The sequence below is a fragment of the Sphingomonas floccifaciens genome (genome assembly GCF_042681125.1).
Taxonomy (GTDB): Bacteria; Pseudomonadota; Alphaproteobacteria; order Sphingomonadales; family Sphingomonadaceae; genus Sphingomonas; species Sphingomonas floccifaciens.
This window is the reverse complement of sequence record NZ_JBHUFC010000006.1, coordinates 191,677-214,101: the sequence shown is the minus strand read 5'-3', so window position 1 is coordinate 214,101 and position 22,425 is coordinate 191,677. Positions and strand designations below refer to the sequence as shown.

The window sequence follows — 22,425 nt, the reverse complement described above, 5'->3', positions numbered from 1 at the left end:
CTGCGCGAGAACACCGGTCGGTTTTGGTTTGGCGCGGGTCCCCGTCAGCGCGCGTAGAGCGTGTCGATCCACGCGGGCAGGTCGCCCAGCCGGTCGAGCTGGCGGAACCGCGGGTGGTCGGACGGCACGGTGGCGCTCTCGTGGCTCCATGCGCCGGGCTGCGGGACATAGGCCGCCCAGGCCCCGGCATCGAGCGCGGGGTGGATGTCGGATCGTAGCGAGTCTCCGGCCATCACCGCTTCCGCCGCATCCACGCCTTCGCGCGCGAACAGGCGGCGGAAGGTGTCGGCGGTCTTGTCGCTGACGATCTCGATGCCGTGGAACCGGTCGCCCAGGCCCGAGGCGGCAAGTTTCGCCTCCTGGTGCAGCAGGTCGCCCTTGGTCACCAGCACGACCCGACCGCGCTCGGCCAGCGCATCGAGCGTGTCCGCGATGCCGTCGAACAGCTCGACCGGATGTGACAGCAGCGCCCGGCCGGCGGCGAGAATGTCGGCGATGAGCCCGGCGGACAGGGGATCGCCGACCAGTTCGACCGCGGTCTCGATCATCGACAGGGTGAAGCCCTTGGCGCCATAGCCATAGAGCTTCAGGTTTCGCGCCTCGCACGCCGTCAGCCGTTCGTGCGTGATCGCACGGTCGGCGAACGGCGCGATCAGGTCGAGGAGCGCGTCCTCGGTCGCGTTGAAGTGGCGCATATTGTGCCACAAAGTGTCGTCGGCATCGAGGCAGATGAGGCGGATCGGCATAGCGGGCGCGTCTTTACGCCCCGATCAGTTCCCGGCCAATCAGGTAGCGGCGAATTTCGTTGGTCCCCGCGCCGATGTCGTACAGCTTGGCGTCGCGCAGGAAGCGCTCGACCGGCCATTCCTTGGTGTAGCCCGCGCCGCCCAACGCCTGGATCGCCTCGAGCGAAGTCTTCACCGCATTCTCGCTGGCGAGCAGGATCGCACCGGCGGCGTCGAACCGCGTGGTCTTGCCCGCATCACAGGCGCGGGCGACGGCGTAGACATAGGCGCGGGCCGAATTGAGCGCGACGTACATGTCGGCGATCTTCGCCTGCATCAGCTGGAACTGCCCGATCGGCGTCCCGAACTGCTTGCGATCGCGGACATAGGGCAGGACGACGTCGAGACAGGCCTGCATGATGCCGATGGGACCGGCTGCCAGCACCGCGCGCTCATAGTCGAGGCCCGACATCAGTACCTTCGCGCCTTCGCCGACCTTGCCCATGACGTTCTCGACCGGAACCTCGCAATCCTCGAACACCAGCTCCGCCGTGTCGGAGCCACGCATGCCCATCTTGTCGAGCTTCTTGCTGACCGAGAAGCCGGGCATGTCGCGTTCGATCAGGAAGGCGGTGATGCCCTTCGGCCCCGCCGCCGGATCGGTCTTGGCATAGACGACCAGGGTGGAGGCGGTCGGCGCGTTGGTGATCCAGAACTTGGTGCCGTTCAGGACATAGCGGTCGTTGCCCCTCGCCTCCGCCTTCAGCTTCATCGAGACGACGTCGCTGCCCGACCCGGCTTCCGACATGGCGAGGCTGCCGACATGTTCGCCGGAGATGAGCTTGGGCAGGAAGCGCGCCTTCTGCTCCGCATTGCCCCAGCGGCGGATCTGATTGATGCACAGGTTGGAGTGGGCGCCATAGCTGAGGCCCACCGAGGCGGACGCGCGGCTGACCTCCTCCATTGCCACGCAATGTTCGAGATAGCCGAGACCCAGGCCGCCGAATTCTTCCTCGACCGTAATGCCGTGCAGGCCGAGCTCCCCCATTTCGGGCCAGAGTTCCTTGGGGAAGCGGTTGCTCTCGTCGACCTCCGCCGCGATCGGGGCGATGCGGTCGCTGGCGAAGCGCTGGGTCGCGTCGCGGATCATGTCCGCGTTTTCGCCGAGCCCGAAATCGAGCGTCGCGTCCATCCAAACTCTCCTGAAATCCTGATATCGTTGCAACTCGCTTGCGGTAGGATCGTTCGCGCGGCAAGCCCACAGCATGATTGATCCTCATCAAGCATGGTTTTCGAGACGAGTGACGAACCACACGGACCTGACCGGATGACCGTTGCCGTACCCGCGGCGTCGGACGAGTTGTCGCGCCTGAGCGCGCTGCAGCGGACCGGTATCCTCGACACCGCGCCCGAGCCACGGTTCGATGCGATCGTCGCGGCGGTGAAGGCATTGCTGGACGTGCCGATCGCGCTGATCAGCCTGATCGATCGCGACCGGCAATGGTTCAAGGCGCGCGACGGGGTCGAGTTGAGCGAGACGCCGATCGATACGTCGGTCTGTGCGCTGGCGATCCGCCAATCGCGGCTGTTCGTCATTCACGACCTGTCGAACGATCCGCGCACCCGCGACATGTCGCTGGTCACCGGCGATGCGCATCTGCGCTATTATGCGGGGTTCCCGATCGTCACCAACGACGGTGTCGCGGTCGGCAGCGTCTGTGCGATCGATACCAAGCCGCGGCTCGACGAACTCCTGCCGGCGCAGGTGATCGCGCTGGAGGCTCTGGCGCGCCAGGCGGCGATCGAGATCGAGCGTAACGCCGCGGGGATAGCCGACAGCGACGCGGCGATGCCGTTCAGTGTCGGCAGCTGGGGCTGGGACCTGGAAAGCGGGCGGCTGACGCTGGACGCGCGGCTGGCGCGGATGCTGGGGATCGACGTCGGCGAGGCGGCACTGGGCCTTACCGGCGATCGGGCGGTCGATTATATCCATCCCGACGACCGCGCAGCGATGCGACGGGCGATCGAGGATACGGTCGCTGCGCGGGCGCCCTATTCCTGCGAATATCGCATGCGGCTGGCCGACGGGCGCTATATCTGGGTGCTGGCGCAGGGGCGGGTGATCCGGAGGCCGGATGGTCGGCCACGCTATTTTCCGGGCGCCATCTTCGACATCGACGCACGGCGGCGGCAGGAGATGCGGCTGTCGGCGCTGATCGAACTGAACGACCGGCTACGCGAGCCGGGCGATGCGGCGGATCTGGCGCAGGCGGCATCCGAAATCCTCGGGCAGACGCTGGAGGTGGCGCGCGCCGGCTATGGCCAGATCGACCCGGTCGCCGAGACCATCGACATGGGGCCGCACTGGTGTTCGAAGGGTGCCGCGCCGCTGCCGCCGCTGCTGCATTTCCGCGATTATGGCAGCTTCATCGACGATCTGAAGCAGGGCGACGTCGTCGAGATCGCCGATGTCGCACGCGATCCGCGCACCGCCGATCACGCCGATGCGATCAAGGCGTTGGATGTCCATGCCCTCGTCAACCTGCCGATCCTGGAGGACGGCCGGTTCGTGGCGCTACTGGTCGTCAACGATAATATGGCCCGTGACTGGAGCGAGGCGGAGATCGCTTTCATCAAGGAGGTCGCCGATCGCACCCGCAACGCGGTCGAGCGGCGCCGGACCGAAACCGCATTGGCACAGCTCAACGCCTCGCTGGAGGCGGAGGTGGAGGCGCGGACCCGGGACCTGATGATCGCGGAGGAAAACCTGCGCCAGTCGGCCAAGATGGAAGCGGTCGGCCAGTTGACCGGCGGGCTGGCGCACGACCTGAACAATCTGCTCACCGGCGTGTCGGGCGCGGTGGAGATGATGGGTCTGCGGATTGCGCAGGGGCGGACCGACGCGCTGGACCGGTATCTGGGGATTGCGAGCGAGAGCGTGACGCGGGCCGCGGCGCTGACGCATCGCTTGCTGGCCTTCTCCCGTCGCCAGACGCTCGATCCGAAGCCGACCGACGGCAACCGGCTGATCGAGGGGCTGTCCGACCTGCTGACGCGCACGGTCGGGCCGGGGCATCCGATCGAGCTGCAATTGCTTGAGGGCGGATGGCCGATCCTGGTCGATCCGAACCAGCTCGAAAACGCGCTGCTCAACCTGTGTATCAATGCCCGGGACGCGATGCCCGATGGCGGTGCGATCCGCATCGAATGCCGCAACCGGACGATCGACGCGGCGACCGCAAGCGCACGGCATATGCAGGTCGGCGATTATCTGGCGATCAGCGTCAGCGATACCGGTATCGGCATGTCGGAAGAAGTCCGCCGGCGCGCCTTCGACCCGTTCTACACGACGAAGCCGCTGGGGGTGGGAACCGGCCTCGGGCTATCGATGGTCTATGGCTTCGTCCGCCAATCGGGCGGACAGGTGTGGATCGACAGCGAAGCGGGAAAGGGGACCTGTGTGTCGCTGTACCTGCCCCGCACGACCGCCACGCCGGTCGCGGACATCTCCAGCGAGCGCGAGCGGCCGGTGCCGACATCGGCCCATACGATCCTGGTCGTCGATGACGAGGCGTCGGTGCGGACATTGATGGCGGAAGCGATGACCGATCAGGGCCACCGCGTGCTGACGGCATCCGATGGCGCTTCGGCGTTGCGGCTGCTCGACGGGGAGGATGCGATCGACCTGGTGCTGACCGATGTCGGGCTGACCGGCGGGATGAACGGGCGGCAGGTGGCCGAGGCGGCGCTGCGGCAGCGGCCGGCGCTGAAGGTGGTGTTCGTGACCGGCTATGCCGAGCAGGCGGTCCTGGGATCGGAGCAGCTGCCGGGCAATATGACGCTCGTCACCAAGCCGTTCGCACTCGATACGCTGACGTCGCGGGTATCGGCGCTGCTCAGCGCATGAGGCTGACGCGGGTCGCTGCGGACGGCACCCGCTCGCCTGTCGAGCGGACACTGGCCGATGAAGTGCCGATCGCGATCGAGGTGAACGGTATCGGCTATGCCGTGCTGATGGCGACGCCGGCCGATCTGGACGAACTGGCGATCGGTTTTGCGATCTCCGAACGCCTGCTGACCGCGGATGCGCCGGTCGAGGTCGACGCGCATGAGGCCGGGGCGCTGGGTGGCTGGATCGTCCGGCTGACGCTCGATGCCGCGGGCGCGGCGGCGGTGGCGGCGCGGGTGCGGCACCGGACGTCGGAGTCATCCTGCGGGCTGTGCGGCGTGGAAAATCTCGAACAGGCGATGCGGACATTGCCGCGGGTCACGGCGGTATCGGCCGCTGAGGATACCGCGGTGTTCCGAGCGCTGGGCGATTTGCGGGCTTTCCAGCCGCTCAACGCCGAAACCGGAGCGGTCCATGCGGCAGCATTGTGCGCGGCAGACGGGGCGATCCGGCTGGCGCGCGAGGATGTCGGACGGCATAATGCGTTCGACAAGCTGATCGGTGCGATGCGGCTGCACGGACGGGAGTGGGACGGCGGCTTTGCGTTGCTGACCTCGCGCTGTTCCTACGAACTGGTCGAGAAAGCGGTGCTGTCGGGATGTCCGATGCTGGCGACCATCTCCGCCCCGACTGCGCTGGCGGTCGCCCGTGCGGCCGAGGCCGGGCTGCCGCTGCGGGTGCTGGCGCGCGCCGACGCGATACTCGCGCCGTGATCCTGGGTGCGATCCTGGCCGGCGGGCAGGCGCGGCGGTTCGGCAGCGACAAGGCGCTGGTCGAGCTCGATGGCGTGCGGATGATCGACCGGATCGCTGCGGCTCTGGCGGGACAGTGCGGCGACGTCATTCTGTGCGGGCGGGTCATGGAGGGCTTTCGTTCGGTTCCTGATCGGCCGGCGGCGAATCTCGGCCCGTTGGGCGGGCTGTCGGCAGCGCTGCGGGTGGCGGCGGATCAGGGGTTCGCGCAGGTGCTGACGGTGCCGTGCGATGTGCCGGACGTGCCGGGCGACCTGCTGGCGCGGTTGGGCGCGGGGCCGGTCTATGCGGTGGATTGCCCGGTAATCGGGCTGTGGCCGGCCGGGCTGGCGGATCGGATCGACGCGTTCCTGGCTGAAAGCTACGACCGGTCGCTGCACGCGTGGGCGCGGGCGTGTGGGGCGCGGCCGGCGCCGGCGCTGAGGCTGGCGAACATCAACCGGCCGGAGGATCTGACGGCGTTTCTCGCCCCATAAGTCTGCGTCGTTCCCGCGAAGGCGGGGTGTTGCATCGGTGCGATCGCTCTGGTCAGATGGCGGGCATGGATGCGATCGATCGACGTTCCGCGCTTGGGCTGCTCGCGGCCAGTGGGGCGGCCATAGGCTCACCCGCACTGGCTCAGGCACTGTTCGACCTGAAACTGCCCGGCGGCAACGGTGCCCGCCCGATGACCAGCGCCTTCCCGGAAAAGGGCGCGATGATCCTCCAGCGCACGCGGGCGCCGCTGCTGGAAACGCCGATGGCGGTATTCGATGACGGCGTCTTCACGCCCAACGACCGCTTCTTCGTCCGTTGGCATTATGCCGACATCCCGACCGCGATCGATGGTGCCGCACACCGCGTGACGGTGGGCGGCGCGGTGCGGCGGCGGTTGAGTCTGTCGCTCGCCGATTTGATGGCGATGCCGCGGTTCGAGATCGCGGCAGTCAATCAATGCTCTGGCAATTCGCGCGGGCATTTCGCGCCGCGCGTGCCCGGTGCACAATGGGGGCATGGCGCGATGGGCAACGCGCTGTGGGGCGGGGTTCGCCTGCGCGATGTGCTGGATCGTGCCGGGGTCGCGCCCGGTGCGGTAGCGGTGCGGTTCGGCGGGCTTGACCGACCGCCGCCCGGCGCGCCGCCGTTTCTGAAATCGCTCAGCCTCGACCATGCTCGCGACGGCGAGGTGATGCTGGCGTTCCTCATGAACGGCGAGCGGCTGCCGATGCTCAACGGCTATCCGCTGCGCCTGGTCGTGCCGGGCTGGTACTCGACCTATTGGATCAAGGCGCTGAGCAGCATCGAAGTGCTGGACGCACCCGACACCAGCTATTGGATGGAGAAGGCCTACCGCATCCCGACGGCCCCGCGCGCCAGCGTCGTTCCGGGCGCGAAGGATTTTCCGACCGAGCCGATCAACCGCATGAACCCGCGCGCCTTTATCACCAATCTGGCCGATGGCGACGCGATCGTCGCGCGGTCGCCGTTCGCTGTGCGCGGCATCGCCTTCGGTGGGGCGGCAGGGGTGCGGTCGGTCGAGCTGTCGATGAATGGCGGACGCAGCTGGCACCCGGCGCAACTCGGCCCGGACATGGGCAGATACGGCTTCCGGCGCTGGGACCTGACCGGGGCGGCGGTCGCGCCGGGGCAGTATCGCCTGGCGGTGCGCTGCACGAATACGGACGGCGTCGTGCAGACGGGCGAGCCGATCTGGAATCCGGGCGGATATATGGACAATCGAATCGAGACGATCGGGGTGCGGGCGGCATGAGGCGGCTTATCGTGCTCCTGTCGCTCGCTCTCGCAGCCTGCAGTGGTCAGCCGGACGAGGCGGATGCGCCGAAGGCGGCGGAGACGGTCCGGATTTCGCTGCCCGACGATCCGGCGACGAAACTGGGCGGGAGCGATCCGGCGTTGATCGAACGCACCTGCCTCGCCTGTCATTCGGTCGAGACGATCACGACCCAGCCCAGGATGCCGGCCGAGAAATGGGCGGCGACGATCGAGAAGATGCGGGCGGTCTATGGTGCGCAGATCGCCAAGGGTGATGAGCCTGCACTGGTGGCGGCGTTGCAGTCGGCCCAGCAGTAAGTCCCGTTAGGGCCGCTGTCCGAGCAACCCGGTCCCGACATGAATATCGGCCGCCGAACCCGGCATGCGGGCTGGTTCGATGCTGTTATCGCCCTTAGCAACGGGCCGATGTCGGCGCATCAGCAGCGCGGAGCCGCCGATCGTCGCGGCAATGGTGCCGGCGAGCACTAGCAGGGCAGGGCGGGAGGGACGCTTCACGGCCATGCTGCCATCGATACCGCGCATTTTGCCACTGTCCACTCGCGGAACGGGACGGAGCGGTGGCCTGCGGGAGAACGGCGATGGCTTGCGCCTGCAACAATCATCCCGTCGACAAACGCACACGATCGGTCTTGAAGTGGACACTGTGTCCGCTTAATTGCCGCGGCGACACGACTCCGTTCAGACGAAAGCCAATTACATGACCGATACGCCCGCCGGCGGAAACCGGCCCGAAGCGACTGCCGACGACGAGGCGCAGCCGGGCAAGAAGCGTCTGAGCGGTCGGGCGAAGCTGATCCTGTCGGTGATTGTCGTCGGCCTGTTGGTCGCGGGCGGTATCTGGTTCCTGAACTATCAGAATCACGGCAAGTATCTGGAAGAGACGAACGACGCGACGATCCAGGCCGACATGGTGACGGTCGCGCCGCGCGTCGCCGGCTATGTCTCGGCGGTTCTGGTGAACGAGAACCAGGACGTTCGCGCCGGTCAGCCGCTGGTCCGGATCGACCCGCGCACCGCTCGCGCGCAGGCGGCGCAGGCCGAAGCGCAGATCGCGCTGGCGGGCGCCCAGATCGATGCGACACGCGCGCAGGTCCGCGAGCAATTCGCCGCGATCGATCAGGCGCGAGCGCAACTGTCCGCCGCGCGGGTGAAGGCGGCGTTCGATGCGCAGGAAGTCGCCCGCTATCGTCCGCTCGCCGCCTCCGGCGCGGAAACGCGCGAGCAGCTTGCCAAGCTGGAAGTCGCCGCGCGGCAGTCGGCGGAGAACGCCCGCGCCGCGGCGGCGACGCTGGCGGCGCAGGAACGACGCGTGGGTACCATCCAGAGCCAGATCCGTCAGGGTGAGGCACAGGGCCAGGCGGCGCGTGCGCAGCTGGCGTCGGCGAATGTCGATGTCGGTGCGACGACGCTGACGGCAGCGATCGGCGGGCGGGTCGGCGACAAGACGGTGACCCTGGGCCAGTTCGTCCAGGCGGGCACACGGCTGATGTCGATCGTGCCGCTCGATAAGATCTATGTCACCGCCAATTTCAAGGAAACGCAGCTCGCGCTGATGCGGCCGGGCCAGCCGGTGACGATCAAGGTCGACGCGCTCGACGGGATGGAACTCGCCGGCCGGGTCGAGAGCCTTGCGCCGGGCACGGGCGCGCAATTCTCGCTGCTGCCGCCGCAGAATGCGACGGGCAACTTCACCAAGATCACGCAGCGCGTCCCCGTGCGCGTGTCGATCGAGGCGACGCCCGCCGCGCGCCGTTTGCTGGTACCGGGGCTGTCGGTGACGGTCACCGTCGACACGATTTCCGCGAAGGACGATATCAAGCGGGTGCGCGACCAGCAGGAAAAGGCGCGCTGAGGTGGCGACCGCTGCCGCCGCTCCCGTCCGCGCCGCGCCGGGCGAACGCGCCGACCTGACCGCATGGCTGGCGGTCGCGGCGGGGACGCTGGGCGCGCTGATGGCGACGCTCGACATCTCGATCGTCAATTCCGCGCTGCCGACGATCCAGGGCGAGATCGGCGCGAGCGGAACGGAGGGGACGTGGATCGCGACCGCCTATCTGGTCGCCGAGATCGTCATCATCCCGATGGCGGCATGGCTCCAGCGGTTACTTGGCTTGCGCACCTTCCTGCTGATCGCGGCGGGGCTGTTCACGGCCTTCTCGGTGCTCTGCGGCATATCTACCAACCTGACGATGATGATCATCGGCCGTATCGGGCAGGGGTTCACCGGCGGCGCCATGATTCCGACCGCGCAGACGATCATCGCCCAGCGCCTGCCCCCGGCCCAGCAGCCGGTCGGCATCGCCGCGTTCGGCGTCACCGCGATCATGGGGCCGGTGCTGGGGCCGCTGGTCGGCGGCTGGCTGACCGAGAATGTCAGCTGGCATTATGCGTTCTTCATCAACGTGCCGATCTGCGCGATCCTGATCACCCTGCTGCTCGTCGGCCTGCCGCATGAGAAAGCGAAGCCGGAGTTGCTCGGCGAGGCGGACTGGATCGGCATCGCCGGCCTTGCACTCGGTCTTGGCGGCCTCACCGTGTTTCTGGAGGACGGTCAGCGCGAACAATGGTTCTCCTCCGACCTGATCCGCTGGATGTTTGCGACCATGATCGTCGGCTTCGGAATGATCGCGTGGGGGCAATTCTTTGCGAAAAGCCCCATCGTGAAGCTGAAACTGTTGCGCGATCGGCAGTTCGGGGCGGTGATCCTGATGGGCATCGTGCTGGGCGTCGTGCTGTACGGCACCAGCTATGCGATCCCGCAGTTTCTGGCCGCCGTTGCCGGCTACAACGCGTTGCAGGCGGGCAAGGTGGTGCTGCTGTCGGGCCTGCCGAGCCTGGTCATGATGGCGATCGTGCCGATCCTGCTGAAGCGGGTCGACATTCGCATCGCGGTCGCGGCGGGGATGTTCATCATGGGCTTCAGCGCGCTGCTGGACACTCACCTAACCGCGGGATCGTCGGGACCGGACTTCACCGTGTCGCAACTGATGCGGGGTGTCGGGCAGATCTTGGGAATGTTGTTCCTCAGCCAGGCGGTGGTCCGGTCGGTCCCGCCGGCGGAGGCCGGTGACGCATCGGGCCTGTTCAACGCCGCGCGCAACCTGGGCGGCAGCTTTGCGCTCGCCGGCATCTCGGTCCTCCAGGACCAGCGGATGTACTTCCATTCGCGCCGGCTGGAGGAGACGCTGAACACCAACGCCGTCGACGTGCAGGGCTATGTCGGTGCACTGGGCGCGGCGGTCGGCGATCCGGCGACGGGGCTGCGCCTGCTCAGCGGGCAGATCCAGCTGCAGGCGCTGACGATGACCTACAACGATATCTTCTGGATCATGGGTGTCGGCACGCTGGCCGTGCTGCCGCTCGTCCTGTTCCTCCGGCCGCTGCCCAGGGGCGCCGGCCCGGCGATGGTGCACTGATGCGAAAGTCTCTCTTCCTCGTCCTCCCCGTCATACTGGCCGGTTGCACGGTCGGCCCGAACTACGCCGGCCCACCGACGACGGCTTCCGTCGCGGTGGCGCGCGGCAGCTTCGTTCGTGCGTCGTCGCAGACGACCGCGGAAGCGCCGAAGCTGTCGAACTGGTGGGAGAGCCTGGACGATCCGCTGCTCGATACGTTGGTCGCCGATGCGCTGGCCCACAGCCCGACGATCGATCAGGTGACGGCGCGCGTTCGGGAGGCGCAGGCCCAGGCCCGCCAGCAGAAGACCGGTCAGTTGCCCAGCGTCAGTGCCAACGGCACCGTCATCCGCGCAGACCTGCCGCCGATCGGCGGGGAGGGCGGGAGCACCGATCTGACCTTCTACAACCTCGGCCTCAACGCCGCATGGGAAGTCGACTTGTTCGGCGGCGGGCGGCGCGGGACCGAACAGGCCAACGCCGCTGTCGGCGCGCGGATCGCCGATCTGGCCGATGCGCAGGTGTCGCTGACGGCGGGTGTCGCACAGGCCTATGTCGCACTGCGTGACGTGCAGGAGCGGATGCGCCTGAATGCCGAGGCGACGGCATTGCAGCGCCGGCAGCTCGCGCTCCAGCGGCAGCGGTTCGAGCAGGGGACGGCGTCGAAGCTCGACCTCGAACGCTTGCAGGGGCAACTCGACCAGACAGTGGCGGAGGCGATCCCGCTCGCCGCCCAGCGCGACGAATATCTCGGGCAGCTTGCGGTGTTGACCGGCCGTGCGCCGGGTGCGCTCGACGCGACGCTGGCCGCGCCGAAGCCGGTGCCGCTTCCGCCCGCACAAGTGGCCGTCGGCGATCCCGCGCAGCTCATCGCCCGTCGACCCGATGTCCGGGAGGCAGAGCGGCAGCTGGCGGCCGCGACCGCGGGTGTCGGTGTCAGCAAGGCGAAGGAACTGCCGACCGTGCGCTTCCTCGGACTGCTCGGGCTGGGCGGGACGACGCCGCGCGCGGTGTTCGATCTCGGCAATCTGACGACCCTTGCCGCGCCGTCGCTCAGCTGGTCGTTCCTCGATTTCGGTCGCGCCAAGGCTGCCACCCGCGCGTCGGAGGCACAGCGCGATCAGGCCGACGCCACCTATCGCCGGACGGTGCTGGAGGCGTTGCAGGACGCGGAGACCGAGTTGTCTCGCTTTGCCAACCGCCGGCTTCAGCTCGGGCAACTCGCCCAGGCCGAGGCGACGGCGGGGCGTGCGGCCGTGCTCAATCGCCAGCGGGTTGCGGCAGGTACCAGTCGGCTTATCGATCAGCTCGACATCGAACGCCAGCAGATCGCCGCGCGCATCGCCGTCGCGCAGGCACGCGCGGGGCTGACGACCAGCTATATCGCGGTGAACAAGGCGCTGGGGCTCGGCTGGAGCGCGGGCGACCTTAGAGCGGTTTCCGACCGATCTGCACCATCGTGACGGAGCCGATTTTGGTTCGTGGCGAGGAGCGAGGAAGGAACGGGGCTTTGCCCCCGTGACTGACGAGGGACGCGGCCACGGGGCAAAATCGGCCCGCCCCGAAGGGGTTGCGTCAGGAAGGTCGCTGGACGTCGTCGCGACGCTTGCAGGGGCAGATCAGCCCCTGCTTCAAGGCGCTCCTCGCCAGCAACCTTCCTGACGCAATCACGATGGCGCAGATCGGTCGGAAACCGCTCTAGCGCGGACGCAGCCCCGAGAACATCAGGTCCAGCGCTTCGGTAAGGCAGGCGCTCAGTTCGTCCGCCGTCATACGCGGCAACAGCAGCCCGCCGACCATCCGCACCGTCAGCACGATGTGGTGGGTGGTGACCCCGGCGGCCAGTTCGCCGCGCGCCGCCGCGGCCATGACGGCGGGCGCCAGCATCGCCTCCAGCCGGTCGCCGAGCGCGCGGAAGGCGGTGACGTTCGCCTCGTCCTCGCCCAGATCGGCGGCAATGCGAGCGAAGAGAGTGAGGGCGGAGGCGCCCTGCCGGATCATCGCGGCGACCGTTTCGCGGATCGGCCGGGCGGGGTCGATCGTCCCTTCGAGCGCCGAGACTTCGGCGGCGAAGATGGCGATGGCGAGGGCGCCGCGATCCTTGAAGTTGCGATAGAGGGTCGCCCGTCCGACACCGGCACGTTCCGCGATCGATTCGAGCGAAACGCCATAGCCCTCGGCGCGAAAACCTTCCGCCGCAGCAGCAAGCACGGCCTCGCGTCGACGCCGGGCATCCTGCCGCGGTGCGCGTGGTGATCGAGGCTGGTCGGGATCGGTCACCGGTTACAAAAAACCCGATGGCGAGACATGGTGACCCCTGCGGGAATCGAACCCGCGTTTCAGCCGTGAGAGGGCCGCGTCCTAACCGCTAGACGAAGGGGCCGCTTGGGCGGAGGTGCGCCCTAGAAGACGGCGGGCAGGGCGTCAAGCCGAAGTTGGGATTGGGCAGGGTGCGGGGTTCGACTAGGTTCCGGACCGCCGTGCTCACTGATGAGTCGGCGTTCAGACCGGAGATCCCGTGAGCGCGATGAAGCGTCGTTGTCACTTCGCCCTGCTGCCGCTCGTCGCGATCGTCGCGCAGCCGCTCGTCGCTCAGACCGTACCGTCCGCACCGCCGCGGACCTCGCCGGCGCCGCTCGATGTCTGGCTGCATCAGGGCAGCGACATCCCGGCCGATCCGGCCTGGATGATGGGCACGCTGCCGAACGGCCTGCGCTACGCTGTACGCCGCAACGCGACGCCGCCGGGTACGGTCGCGATCCGCGTGCGGATCGACGCTGGTGCGCTGATGGAGCCGGACGACGAACAGGGCTGGGCGCACCTGCTGGAGCATATGGCGTTTCGCGGCACCCCGACGCGGCCGGATGGGGAGGCGGTGAAGCTGTGGCAACGGCTTGGCGCCAGCTTCGGGTCGGACAGCAATGCCGCGACCAGCTATCGCGCGACGACCTATATGCTCGACCTGCCGCGCAACGACGCGCCGTCACTCGACGAGGCGATGGGGACGCTGGCGGACATGATGCAGAATGCGGCGATCGATCCCAAGCTGCTGGACATCGAGCGCAAGGTCGTGCTCGCCGAACGCGCGGCACGGATGACGCCGTTGGTGACGAAGGTGCGCGCCGCGACCCGCGAGGTGATGCAGGCCGGGATGCTTGCAGGCCGTCGCGAGCTTGCCGGGACCGAGGCGACGCTGGCCGGCGCGACGGCGGAGCGGCTGCGCGCGTTCCACAAGCGCTGGTATCGCCCCGAGCGCGCGGTGGTCGTCGTCGCCGGCGATGCCGACCCGGCGGAGATGGTCGCGCGGATCAAGCGGCAGTTCGGCGGCTGGAAGGGCGCAGGCAAGCCGCCGAGCGAGCCGGCCTATGGCAGTCCGATCGAACCCCCATCCCGCATCGCGCTGGTCACGGACGGCAACGTCTCGGCGGGTTTGCAGGTCGTCTGGGTGACGCCGCATGTCCCCGGCAAGATGACCGCCGAGCGCCAGCGCGCGCAGTATCTCGACACCATCGCTTTGGGGGTGCTCAACCAGCGGCTGGGTAATCAGGCGCGCAGCGGTGGGCCGATGCTGTCGGCGGGGGCATCGCTCTCGCGTCAGCGCAACATGTCGGACACCGTGTCGCTGAACGTCAATGTGCGCGGGACGCAGTGGAAGGAGGCGCTGGCCGAGGCCTATGGGGTGCTCAACCGCGCGCTGGCGGGACCGATCGAGCAAGCCGAGATCGATCAGCAGGCGACCAGCGCCATCGATGGCCTGCGTCGCAGCGTCGAGACGAGCAAGACCTGGCCATCGGCGGCCTGGGCGAACAGTCTGGTGTCCGACGTCGACACCGACGACGTGAGTGCGCCCCGACCCTATTATGCCGACCTGTTCGCCGCCCAGAAGCCGTCGCTGACGCCCGCTGCCGTGGGCGCGGCGCTGAAGACGTTGTTCGCACCCGAGCCGCGCGTGCTGCGGGTGTCGGCGACTCCGATCGAGGGCGGCAAAGCGACCGTTGCGGCGGCGCTGGAGGCGGCGCGCAAGACGGAGGGCGGTGCCGTCGCCGCGGTGCGGACGGTCACGCTCGACATGGTCAGCCCGCCGCTCCCGCCCGGCAAGGTCGTGGGCGAGCGGCCGATCGCCGAATTCGGCATCGACCGGGTCGAGTTCGCGAACGGCGTCGAGCTGGTGATGAAGAAGACCGACTATGCGCGCGAATCGGTGTCGGTCGATGTGCGCATCGGCACCGGCCTGTCCGGTCGGCCAGCGAATACGCGCGCGCCCGACTGGAGCAATGCGGTGCTGGCGGCGACCGGCATCGGTGACGTGACACCGCCCGAACTCGCGCGACTGGCCGCCGGGCGACAGCTGGGCTTCGCGATGACCACGCGCAGCGACGCGACCGTGCTGACGGGCACGACCAACCCGCGCGACGTCGGCGATCTGCTGCGGATGATGCTGGGCGGGGCGACGCGGCCGGTGGCGGACGACGTTGCCCTCGGGCGGTTCCGCGCCGCCTATGGCGCGACGCTGCGGTCGGCCCTCGGCCAGCCGCAATCGGTCCTGAGCCTGATGGGCTCGGCCGCGATCCATGGTGGCGACACGCGCTTCCTGGCGTTGCCGCAGCCTCGGGAAGTCCAGTCGACCGACGTCGCCGCGATCCGCGCGCATTGGAGCAAACTGCTGGCCGAAGGACCGGTCCGCGTGTCGGTGGTCGGCGACTTCGACAAGGCGGCCGTCATTCGCGCGGTGGCGGCAACGTTCGGCGCCTTGCCGGCACGCGCGGCGGCAGTGACCAAGGTCGATCCAATCCCCCCGCTGTCGACCGCTCGCCCGCTGGTGCTGACGCATCGCGGCGACCTCAACCAGGCGGTCGTCGCGGTCGTGTGGCGGACGGTCGGTGGGCTCGACAATCTGAAGGCCGGGCGCGCGCTGCAGATCGCGACAGCAGTGCTGCGCGACCGGTTGACCGACGATTTCCGCGAGACCCAGGGCGGGACCTATTCTCCCTTCGTCAATCAGGAGGAGCAGCGCGGGTTCGACGGATTCGGATCGGTGATGGCGGGCGCGCAGCTGACGCCCGATCGTATCCGGGCCTTCCGCGAGACGCTCGACCGCATCGTCGCCGATCTGGCCGCCAACGGGCCGAGCGCGGACAGCCTGCTTCGCGCGAAGGAAACCGCGGTCGGCAATGCGCAGCGGGCGATGGCGAGCAATGCCTATTGGTCGGTCCAGCTATCGGGCGACCTGAACGACCCGCGGCGGCTCGAATCGATCCGCACCTATGTCAGCGGGCATCGCGCAGTCGATGCCGCCGCGGTGCGCGATGTGGTCAAGCGGTATCTGGCGGATGCGAAGCCGCTCGTGATCGAGGTCCGTCCGGCGCCGGCCAGGCCGGTGATCGAGGTGCGACCGGTTCCAGCCGAGCCGGCGATCGACAAACCGGCACCCGCGACACCGAAGTGAGGGAGATTCCTTTCCGTTCGTGCTGAGCGAAGTCGAAGCACTGCCTTTTCTTCTTCCGTACCAAGAAAGGGCAGCCCTTCGACAAGCTCAGAGCGAACGGTGAAGATGCCTAAGCCGCTTGCGCCGTTTCCGCCGGGCGGCGGTGCTTCATCTCGTTGTTGAGCATTTCCGCCAGCAGGAAGGCGAGTTCGAGGCTCTGGCCGGCGTTGAGGCGCGGGTCGCAGTGGGTGTGGTAGCGATCGGCCAGCGACTGTTCGGTCACGTCGACCGCGCCACCGGTGCATTCGGTCACATTCTGCCCGGTCATCTCGCAGTGGATGCCGCCGGCGAACGAGCCTTCGGCGCGATGCACGGCGAAGAAGCCGCGGACTTCGGCCAGGATGCGCTCGAAGGGGCGCGTCTTGTAGCCGTTGGCAGCCTTCACGACGTTGCCGTGCATGGGGTCGCAGCTCCACACCACCGGATGCCCCTCACGCTGCACCGCGCGGACCAGCTTGGGCAGTCCGGCCTCGATCTTGTCGTGGCCATAGCGGGTGATGAGCGTCATCCGCCCCGCGACGCGGCCGGGGTTGAGCGTGTCGAGCAGGCGCAGCAGCGCGTCGGGTTCCAGGCTCGGCCCGCATTTCATCCCGATCGGGTTGCCGATACCGCGGAGGTATTCGACATGCGCCGAGCCCTCGAAGCGCGTGCGGTCGCCGATCCACAGGAAATGGGCGGAGGTGTCGTACCAGTCGCCGGTCAGCGAATCCTGCCGGGTCAGCGCCTGTTCGTAGCGCAGCAGCAATGCCTCGTGGCTGGTGTAGAAATTGGTCGCCTTCAGCTGCGGCACGCGCTCGGCGTCGATTCCGCACGCAGCCATGAAGTCCAACGCCTCACCGATGCGGTCGGCCATTTCGGTATATTTCTTCGCCCACGGGCTGCGGCCCATGAAATCGTGGGTCCAGCGATGGACCTGGTGCAGGTTGGCATAACCGCCGCTTGCGAAGGCGCGCAGCAGGTTGAGCGTCGCCGCCGACTGCGAATAGGCGCGGATCAGGCGCTGCGGATCGGGCGCGCGGCCTTCCGGCGTGAAGGCGATGTCGTTGACGATGTCGCCGCGATAGCTGGGCAGCTCGACGCCGCCGATCTCCTCCATGTCGGCCGAGCGCGGCTTGGCGAACTGGCCGGCCATGCGACCGAGCTTCACCACCGGCAACTTGGAGGCGAAGGTCAGGACGACGGCCATCTGCAGGATGACGCGGAAGGTGTCGCGGATGTTGTTGGGGTGGAACTCGGCGAAGCTCTCCGCGCAGTCGCCGCCCTGGAGCAGGAACGCCTTGCCCGCCGCGACCTCGGCCAGGTCGGCGGTCAGGTTGCGCGCCTCACCGGCGAAGACGAGCGGCGGGAAGCTGGCCAGCTGATCCGTCGCGGCGTCGAGCGCGGCCGCGTCGGGGTAGGTCGGCATCTGTCGCGCCTCGGCTCGCGTCCAGCTGTCGGGGGTCCAGGTCGCGGCCATGTCGGTCTCCGAGATACGGTGGGGGATCGCCCAGTCGGCGTGATGGGCTATGCCGTTGGCGGCGATCTGGTTGGCGATCTTGGCGCCGGCGCGCTTGCCGTCCTCTTCCCAACCCTGCACGGTCGACCCGGCAGCGCCGAACCACACGCCAAAGGCTGCGCGGCTGAGGCCACGTTCTTCGCGAAATGCACGGATCTTGGTTCCAGCAAGCGTCGTCATGACGAGGCGCTTACGCCAACAGCGTAAATCGACGCAAGTTCATTTACGCCATCAGCGTAAATTAATAGTCGCGATTGTAGCGCGCGTCGAATTCGCCTTCGTCCATGATGAGATATCGGATGAAGTCGATGAACGCCCAAAGGCCGGTGATCAGCAGGCCGACCAGCGTGCAGGTCAGGATGAGCATGATCACGCCGCTGCCGGTGCGGCCCAGATAGAAGCGGTGGACGCCGAAGATGCCGAGAAAGAAGGCCAGCAGGGCGGCGGCGATCTTATTGCGCTGGGTGCGGCGGCGCGGGCGGTCGCCGGTGTGTGCCGCCTGCGCGACATGCGCGGGGACGCTGCCGGGGACGTGGTAGATGCTGAGCGCGCGTGTCTCGTTCGCATCGAAATCGACCGCCGCGCCGACCGATGGGCCGATCTTGTCGCTCCAGTCCTCGGGCCGAAAGCGATAGCGCCGGCCGTCGTCGCCTGCGATCTGTCCGTCGCCCGTCGTGCGATCGACGCCAAGTACCTGTCCGCGCATGCTGCTCCCCCCAATCCCCCGGCAACTGGCGGGGAAGGGGGGCGGTTCGTCAATATCCGGCGTCCAGATCGACCTGATTTTGCAGTGGATTGCCCGCGAGAAATGCCGACAGGTTGGCGAGGAACAGCTCCGCCCCGCGCCAGAACATCCGTGTCTGGCTGCGGCCCGACAGATGCATCGACTGGATCGCGTTCGGCGTGGTCCACAGCGGATGACCGGCGGGCAGCGGCTCGGGCGTGACGGTGTCGAGGAAGGCGCCGGCGATTCGGCGGGCGGTCAGGGCGGCGATCAGCGCATCCTGGTCGACCATATCGCCGCGCGCCATGTTGATCAGCCAGGCCGTCGACTTCATCGCCGCGATCTCGTCCGCGCCGATCAGCGCATGTGTATCGCGCGTTGCTGGCGCGGCGAGGACGACCCAATCGAAATCGCCGATCCTGGCTCGCCACTGGTCGGGTGTCAGTGTGCCGTCACGCCCGGATCGCGTAACGCCGGTCACCGAAACCCCGAACGCCGCCAGCCGCTCGCCGATCAGCCGGCCGATCGTGCCATAGCCGACGATGAGCGCCGACGTGTCCTCCAGTTCGACCACGCCGGGCGGTGCGATCGTCCATTCCTGCCGGTCGGCCTGGCGGACGACCTGATCGAACCGCTTGGCCGCCACGAGCATGCCCATCACCGCATATTCGGCCACAGCGACCGCGTTGATGCCGACGCCGTTGGTGAGCGTGGTTCCCATCGTCTTCAGCCACGGCAGGTCGAACGCATCGATGCCGGCGTAGATCGTCGACACCCATTTCAGCCGGCGCCCAGCGGCGATGGCGGCAGCGGTTTCGCTCGGCGGCTGCATGTCGACCCAGGCGATGTCGGCGTCGGCGATCATCTCGCGCGCCTGTTCGGGTGACGCGAACCAGGAGACGTCCAGCCCGGCCGGCAGATGCGGTTCGAGCAGCGGACGGGCGAGGGCGGGGAGGACGGCTTTCATTGGGCAAGGCTATCAAATCCTCCCCGGCACGGGGAGGGGGACCGGCGAAGTCGGTGGAGGGGGAGCGGCCTACAGGTCATCGCTGGTGGAGAGCCCCCTCCACCAAGCTGCGCTTGGCCCCCTCCCCGCGATTGCGCAGGATTTTAGGGGAGCACGACCTTCCAGTCCCAACCCAGCGGATCGCCGTCCATCACCTCCACACCGGCCGCCGCCAACTCATCGCGAATCGCGTCGCTTCTCGCGAAGTCCTTCGCCGCCCGCGCCTCACGGCGCTCGACCAGCCGCGTTTCGATCGCCTGTTCATCCAGCGTCGCATGCGCGGGGCGGACGCGCAGTTCGTCACGGGTGATCATGGCCAGTCGCAGGCCGAGCACGCGGTCGATCTTGCGCACCGCGATGTAGCGGTCGCCGGCGTGGCCCTTGCCGCCCGCGACCGATTCGAGGAGCACCAGCGCGCGCGCGGTGTTCAGATCGTCGCTGACCGCAGCCTTGGCCTCCTCGACCTCGGGCGTCTCCAGTGTGCCGCGCGGCTCCGCGTCGAACCGCTCGCGCAGTTTCTCGACCGTCTGCACCAGCCGCTTCAGGCGCGTCGACGCAGCGGCCAGGTTGTCCCAGGAGAATTCCAGCTCGCTGCGATAATGCGCCTGAAGGCAGAGCATGCGGTAGGCGAGCGGATGGAAGCCCGCGTCGACCAGTACCTGCAACGTCAGGAACTGCCCGGTCGACTTCGACATCTTGCCGCCGCGGTCGATCAGGAAGTTGTTGTGCATCCAGATTCGCGCGCCCGGATCGGCGCATCCGCAATAGGCCTGATTCTGCGCGATCTCGTTGGGGTGGTGGATCTCGCGATGGTCGATGCCGCCGGTGTGGATGTCGAACGGGTGGCCAAGCTTCGCGTGGCTCATGACCGAGCATTCGAGGTGCCAGCCCGGCGCGCCCTTGCCCCAGGGTGAATCCCATTCCATCTGCCGCTGCTCGCCCGGCGGCGAGGCGCGCCAGATCGCAAAGTCCTGCGGGTTGCGCTTGCCCGACACCGGGTCGATCCGGCTTTCGCCATCCTCGGTCGTCGCGCGGGCCAGGCTGCCGTAGTTCGGCACCTTCGACACATCGAAATAGAGGCCGCCGTCGATTTGGTAGCAGTCCTTTTCGATTCGCTTGGCGAACTCGATCATCTGCGGGACATAGTCGGTCGCAACGGTCCATTCGGCGGGATCGGTGATGTTGAGCCGCCGAACGTCGCGCTTGAACGCATGGGTGTAATGCGCCGCGATGTCCCAGATCGACGCGCCCTGCGCGATCGCCGCCTTCTCCATTTTGTCCTCACCTGCATCGGCGTCCGACGTCAGGTGCCCGACGTCGGTGATGTTGATGATATGGGTGAGGTCATAGCCGTTCCACTTCAGCACGCGCCCGAGCGTGTCAGCGAACAGGAACGCCCGCATGTTGCCGATATGCTGATAGTTATAAACGGTCGGCCCGCAGGTGTAGACGCGCGCCTCGCCGGGATGGATAGGCGTGAAGACTTCGGTCTGCCGGGTGAGGCTGTTGTAGAGCTTGAGCGTCATGGCCGCGCGTCTAGCCCGGCGGCCGCATCGCGCCAAGCCGGTTGACAAGCCCGCGCTCCCGCCGCATCTGCCCGCCTCCACCGCATCGAGGCGCGATGGCGGAGTGGTGACGCAGAGGACTGCAAATCCTTGCACCCGGGTTCGATTCCCGGTCGCGCCTCCAGCGGTTCGGGCGGGCGAGTGTCCCGCCTGGACCCGCCCGGCCGAAACGGAGCGATGACGGAAGGGGTGGCCGCTCGCGGTTTCGACAGCGTTTCAAAAATTCACCTATTCATAGATAATTATCCTGCGACATTCATGTAGATCACATGAAGGTGAAATCGCGCCCTAAACGATCCCCCATCGCGACCGTCGTCAGAGGTTTGCGTGACGACCGTCGCGGCAGCGTCCTTCCGATGATCGGTGCGGGCATATTGGTGCTGGTCGGCGTCTGTGGGTTGGGCGCGGAGGGAGGCTCGCTCTACCTCACGAAGCAGCGGATGCAGAGTGCATCGGATACGGCCGCCTTGGGCGCCGCGACGGCGCTCAGCCAGGGCGGAAGCTATGCGATTGAGGCCAAGGGGCTCGCGGCCAGCTATGGTTTCCAGGATACGGTGGCGGGAACGACGGTCGTAATCAACAAACCGCCGAGCAGCGGCAGCTATGCCGGCATACAGCAGGCCGTCGAGGTCATCATCGAACAACCCCAGTCGCGGCTGTTTTCCGGCATCTGGGGCGGTGACGCCATCGCGGTGTCGACACGATCGGTCGCCGTGGCGGTCCAGCAGGCCTGCGTCCTGGCACTGAACAGAACCGCGAGCGGCGCCGTCAGCCTGAAGGGCAACAGCTCGATGACGCTGCGCAATTGTTCGGTGTTTGCCAACTCGACGGACGCGTCATCGATTTCGGTCGGCGGCACTGCGTCCATATCGGCCTATTCCGCATCGACCTCGGGCGGCATTTCCGGCGTGAACAAGATCGTCACGACCCGGCCGCCGACGACCTATCAGCCGCAGATCGCGGACCCCTATGCCACGCGGAATTTCGCCCCGCCGACAAGCTGCTCCTACAACGGCGCGAACATCGGCGGCAGCATGACCCTGTCGGCCGGGGTGATTTGCGGCGACGTCAAACTCAATGCCGGCTCGGACATCACGCTCAATCCGGGCGTCTATTACATGGTCGGCGGCACGCTATCGGTGAACGGCGGCGCCAAATTGTCGGGGTCGGGCGTGACGATCGTCTACACCACGCTCAACGGCTCGTCCTATGGCCGCGCCTCGTTCAATGGTGGGGCAGCGATCGACATCTCGCCCCCGACGAGCGGGCCGACGGCGGGAATCGTCTTCTTCGGCGATCGCACGATGCCGGCCGGCACGCAGTTTTTCCTGAGCGGCGGCGCGTCGCAAAGCCTCAAGGGGGCGATCTATCTGTCCAAGGGCGACCTGACCTATGCGGGCGGCGCCGGCACGTCCGTCAGTTGTACGCAGATCGTCGCCGATACCATCTCGTTCGTCGGCAATTCCGATCTCGAAGTGACCTGCCCCGGCTTCGGCACAAACGCCATCGGCGGCAACCTCGCCCGGCTGGTCGAATAGGATGCGTCCGATTGTCCG

General features: G+C 67.6%; 18 protein-coding genes and 2 tRNA genes. 11 read left to right on the top strand and 9 right to left on the bottom strand.

Annotation, left to right across the window (positions count from 1 at the left end):
* Positions 1-44 precede the first annotated feature (44 nt).
* Positions 45-746, bottom strand: coding sequence for an HAD family hydrolase (locus ACFSC3_RS14555; RefSeq protein ID WP_380941153.1), 702 nt, complete (start codon positions 744-746; stop codon positions 45-47).
* 13 nt (positions 747-759) lie between these two features.
* Positions 760-1,917: an isovaleryl-CoA dehydrogenase gene (locus tag ACFSC3_RS14550; RefSeq protein WP_380941152.1), complete on the bottom strand. Its 1,158-nt coding sequence runs from the start codon at positions 1,915-1,917 to the stop codon at positions 760-762.
* A gap of 135 nt (positions 1,918-2,052) precedes the next feature.
* Here ACFSC3_RS14550 and ACFSC3_RS14545 point away from each other — a divergent pair, with 135 nt between their 5' ends.
* From ACFSC3_RS14545 to ACFSC3_RS14525, 5 genes are read left to right on the top strand one after another with little or no spacing between them, the layout of a single operon-like run.
* The gene (locus ACFSC3_RS14545; RefSeq protein WP_380941151.1) at positions 2,053-4,632 is read left to right on the top strand and encodes a GAF domain-containing protein; all 2,580 of its coding nucleotides are present in this window, start codon (positions 2,053-2,055) and stop codon (positions 4,630-4,632) included.
* A complete protein-coding gene (gene fdhD / locus ACFSC3_RS14540) occupies positions 4,629-5,387 on the top strand; it encodes a formate dehydrogenase accessory sulfurtransferase FdhD (RefSeq protein WP_380941150.1) in 759 nt (252 codons plus the stop codon). Before ACFSC3_RS14545 ends, fdhD begins: the two co-directional genes overlap by 4 nt.
* Positions 5,384-5,902: a molybdenum cofactor guanylyltransferase gene (mobA, locus tag ACFSC3_RS14535; RefSeq protein ID WP_380941149.1), complete on the top strand. Its 519-nt coding sequence runs from the start codon at positions 5,384-5,386 to the stop codon at positions 5,900-5,902. Before fdhD ends, mobA begins: the two co-directional genes overlap by 4 nt.
* A gap of 56 nt (positions 5,903-5,958) precedes the next feature.
* Positions 5,959-7,176: a molybdopterin-dependent oxidoreductase gene (locus ACFSC3_RS14530; RefSeq protein WP_380941148.1), complete on the top strand. Its 1,218-nt coding sequence runs from the start codon at positions 5,959-5,961 to the stop codon at positions 7,174-7,176.
* Positions 7,173-7,496: a hypothetical protein gene (locus tag ACFSC3_RS14525; protein WP_380941147.1), complete on the top strand. Its 324-nt coding sequence runs from the start codon at positions 7,173-7,175 to the stop codon at positions 7,494-7,496. The genes ACFSC3_RS14530 and ACFSC3_RS14525 overlap by 4 nt, the downstream gene beginning before the upstream one ends.
* Positions 7,497-7,502: 6 nt before the next feature.
* Here the strand turns inward: ACFSC3_RS14525 and ACFSC3_RS14520 are convergent, their stop codons facing one another.
* The gene (locus tag ACFSC3_RS14520) at positions 7,503-7,721 is read right to left on the bottom strand and encodes a hypothetical protein (RefSeq protein ID WP_380941146.1); all 219 of its coding nucleotides are present in this window, start codon (positions 7,719-7,721) and stop codon (positions 7,503-7,505) included.
* A 175-nt stretch (positions 7,722-7,896) separates the two neighbouring features.
* On the opposite strand from ACFSC3_RS14520, the gene ACFSC3_RS14515 reads away from it, so the two are divergent.
* Genes ACFSC3_RS14515 through ACFSC3_RS14505 form a run of 3 tightly spaced genes read left to right on the top strand, consistent with a single transcriptional unit; the run spans position 7,897 to position 12,057 of the window.
* On the top strand, positions 7,897-9,051 hold the full coding sequence (locus ACFSC3_RS14515; protein ID WP_380941145.1) for an HlyD family secretion protein: 1,155 nt from the start codon (positions 7,897-7,899) through the stop codon (positions 9,049-9,051).
* A 1-nt stretch (position 9,052) separates the two neighbouring features.
* Entirely contained in the window at positions 9,053-10,615 is a 1,563-nt protein-coding gene (locus tag ACFSC3_RS14510) for an MDR family MFS transporter (RefSeq protein ID WP_380941144.1), read from the top strand.
* Positions 10,615-12,057 (top strand): efflux transporter outer membrane subunit, encoded by a 1,443-nt coding sequence (locus ACFSC3_RS14505; RefSeq protein WP_380941143.1) that lies wholly within the window; start codon positions 10,615-10,617, stop codon positions 12,055-12,057. The genes ACFSC3_RS14510 and ACFSC3_RS14505 overlap by 1 nt, the downstream gene beginning before the upstream one ends.
* A gap of 235 nt (positions 12,058-12,292) precedes the next feature.
* Here ACFSC3_RS14505 and ACFSC3_RS14500 read toward each other — a convergent pair whose 3' ends face one another.
* Both ACFSC3_RS14500 and ACFSC3_RS14495 read right to left on the bottom strand, forming a co-directional pair.
* Complete coding sequence (locus tag ACFSC3_RS14500) at positions 12,293-12,874, bottom strand: TetR/AcrR family transcriptional regulator (protein ID WP_380941142.1); 582 nt, start codon at positions 12,872-12,874, stop codon at positions 12,293-12,295.
* Between the two features lie 28 nt (positions 12,875-12,902).
* Positions 12,903-12,977 (bottom strand) — tRNA-Glu (locus ACFSC3_RS14495).
* Positions 12,978-13,121: 144 nt separating this feature from the next.
* Between ACFSC3_RS14495 and ACFSC3_RS14490 the strand changes: the two genes are divergently transcribed.
* On the top strand, positions 13,122-16,040 hold the full coding sequence (locus ACFSC3_RS14490) for a M16 family metallopeptidase (RefSeq protein ID WP_380941473.1): 2,919 nt from the start codon (positions 13,122-13,124) through the stop codon (positions 16,038-16,040).
* Positions 16,041-16,149: 109 nt separating this feature from the next.
* Here the strand turns inward: ACFSC3_RS14490 and ACFSC3_RS14485 are convergent, their stop codons facing one another.
* From ACFSC3_RS14485 to cysS, 4 genes are all read right to left on the bottom strand, one after another.
* A complete protein-coding gene (locus tag ACFSC3_RS14485) occupies positions 16,150-17,535 on the bottom strand; it encodes a class II 3-deoxy-7-phosphoheptulonate synthase (RefSeq protein ID WP_380941472.1) in 1,386 nt (461 codons plus the stop codon).
* 280 nt (positions 17,536-17,815) lie between these two features.
* Positions 17,816-18,280 carry a TM2 domain-containing protein gene (locus ACFSC3_RS14480; protein ID WP_380941141.1) on the bottom strand — a complete coding sequence of 155 codons (465 nt, stop codon included), beginning with the start codon at positions 18,278-18,280 and terminating at the stop codon, positions 17,816-17,818.
* 49 nt (positions 18,281-18,329) lie between these two features.
* The gene (locus ACFSC3_RS14475) at positions 18,330-19,265 is read right to left on the bottom strand and encodes a D-2-hydroxyacid dehydrogenase (RefSeq protein WP_380941140.1); all 936 of its coding nucleotides are present in this window, start codon (positions 19,263-19,265) and stop codon (positions 18,330-18,332) included.
* Positions 19,266-19,408: 143 nt separating this feature from the next.
* Positions 19,409-20,830 carry a cysteine--tRNA ligase gene (cysS, locus tag ACFSC3_RS14470; RefSeq protein ID WP_380941139.1) on the bottom strand — a complete coding sequence of 474 codons (1,422 nt, stop codon included), beginning with the start codon at positions 20,828-20,830 and terminating at the stop codon, positions 19,409-19,411.
* Between the two features lie 89 nt (positions 20,831-20,919).
* On the opposite strand from cysS, the gene ACFSC3_RS14465 reads away from it, so the two are divergent.
* Both ACFSC3_RS14465 and ACFSC3_RS14460 read left to right on the top strand, forming a co-directional pair.
* A tRNA-Cys gene (locus ACFSC3_RS14465) sits at positions 20,920-20,993 on the top strand.
* Positions 20,994-21,192: 199 nt separating this feature from the next.
* Positions 21,193-22,407, top strand: coding sequence for a pilus assembly protein TadG-related protein (locus tag ACFSC3_RS14460; protein WP_380941138.1), 1,215 nt, complete (start codon positions 21,193-21,195; stop codon positions 22,405-22,407).
* Positions 22,408-22,425: the final 18 nt, after the last annotated feature.

What these genes read in the sequence shown, in the direction of transcription:
- ACFSC3_RS14555 (WP_380941153.1), bottom strand. Translation starts at nt 746, where the DNA reads ATGCCGATCCGCCTCATCTGCCTCGATGCCGACGACACTTTGTGGCAC.
- ACFSC3_RS14550 (WP_380941152.1), bottom strand. Translation starts at nt 1,917, where the DNA reads ATGGACGCGACGCTCGATTTCGGGCTCGGCGAAAACGCGGACATGATC.
- ACFSC3_RS14545 (WP_380941151.1), top strand. Translation starts at nt 2,053, where the DNA reads ATGACCGTTGCCGTACCCGCGGCGTCGGACGAGTTGTCGCGCCTGAGC.
- fdhD (WP_380941150.1), top strand. Translation starts at nt 4,629, where the DNA reads ATGAGGCTGACGCGGGTCGCTGCGGACGGCACCCGCTCGCCTGTCGAG.
- ACFSC3_RS14530 (WP_380941148.1), top strand. Translation starts at nt 5,959, where the DNA reads ATGGCGGGCATGGATGCGATCGATCGACGTTCCGCGCTTGGGCTGCTC.
- ACFSC3_RS14525 (WP_380941147.1), top strand. Translation starts at nt 7,173, where the DNA reads ATGAGGCGGCTTATCGTGCTCCTGTCGCTCGCTCTCGCAGCCTGCAGT.
- ACFSC3_RS14520 (WP_380941146.1), bottom strand. Translation starts at nt 7,721, where the DNA reads ATGCGCGGTATCGATGGCAGCATGGCCGTGAAGCGTCCCTCCCGCCCT.
- ACFSC3_RS14515 (WP_380941145.1), top strand. Translation starts at nt 7,897, where the DNA reads ATGACCGATACGCCCGCCGGCGGAAACCGGCCCGAAGCGACTGCCGAC.
- ACFSC3_RS14505 (WP_380941143.1), top strand. Translation starts at nt 10,615, where the DNA reads ATGCGAAAGTCTCTCTTCCTCGTCCTCCCCGTCATACTGGCCGGTTGC.
- ACFSC3_RS14490 (WP_380941473.1), top strand. Translation starts at nt 13,122, where the DNA reads ATGAAGCGTCGTTGTCACTTCGCCCTGCTGCCGCTCGTCGCGATCGTC.
- ACFSC3_RS14485 (WP_380941472.1), bottom strand. Translation starts at nt 17,535, where the DNA reads ATGGCCGCGACCTGGACCCCCGACAGCTGGACGCGAGCCGAGGCGCGA.
- ACFSC3_RS14480 (WP_380941141.1), bottom strand. Translation starts at nt 18,280, where the DNA reads ATGCGCGGACAGGTACTTGGCGTCGATCGCACGACGGGCGACGGACAG.
- ACFSC3_RS14475 (WP_380941140.1), bottom strand. Translation starts at nt 19,265, where the DNA reads ATGAAAGCCGTCCTCCCCGCCCTCGCCCGTCCGCTGCTCGAACCGCAT.
- cysS (WP_380941139.1), bottom strand. Translation starts at nt 20,830, where the DNA reads ATGACGCTCAAGCTCTACAACAGCCTCACCCGGCAGACCGAAGTCTTC.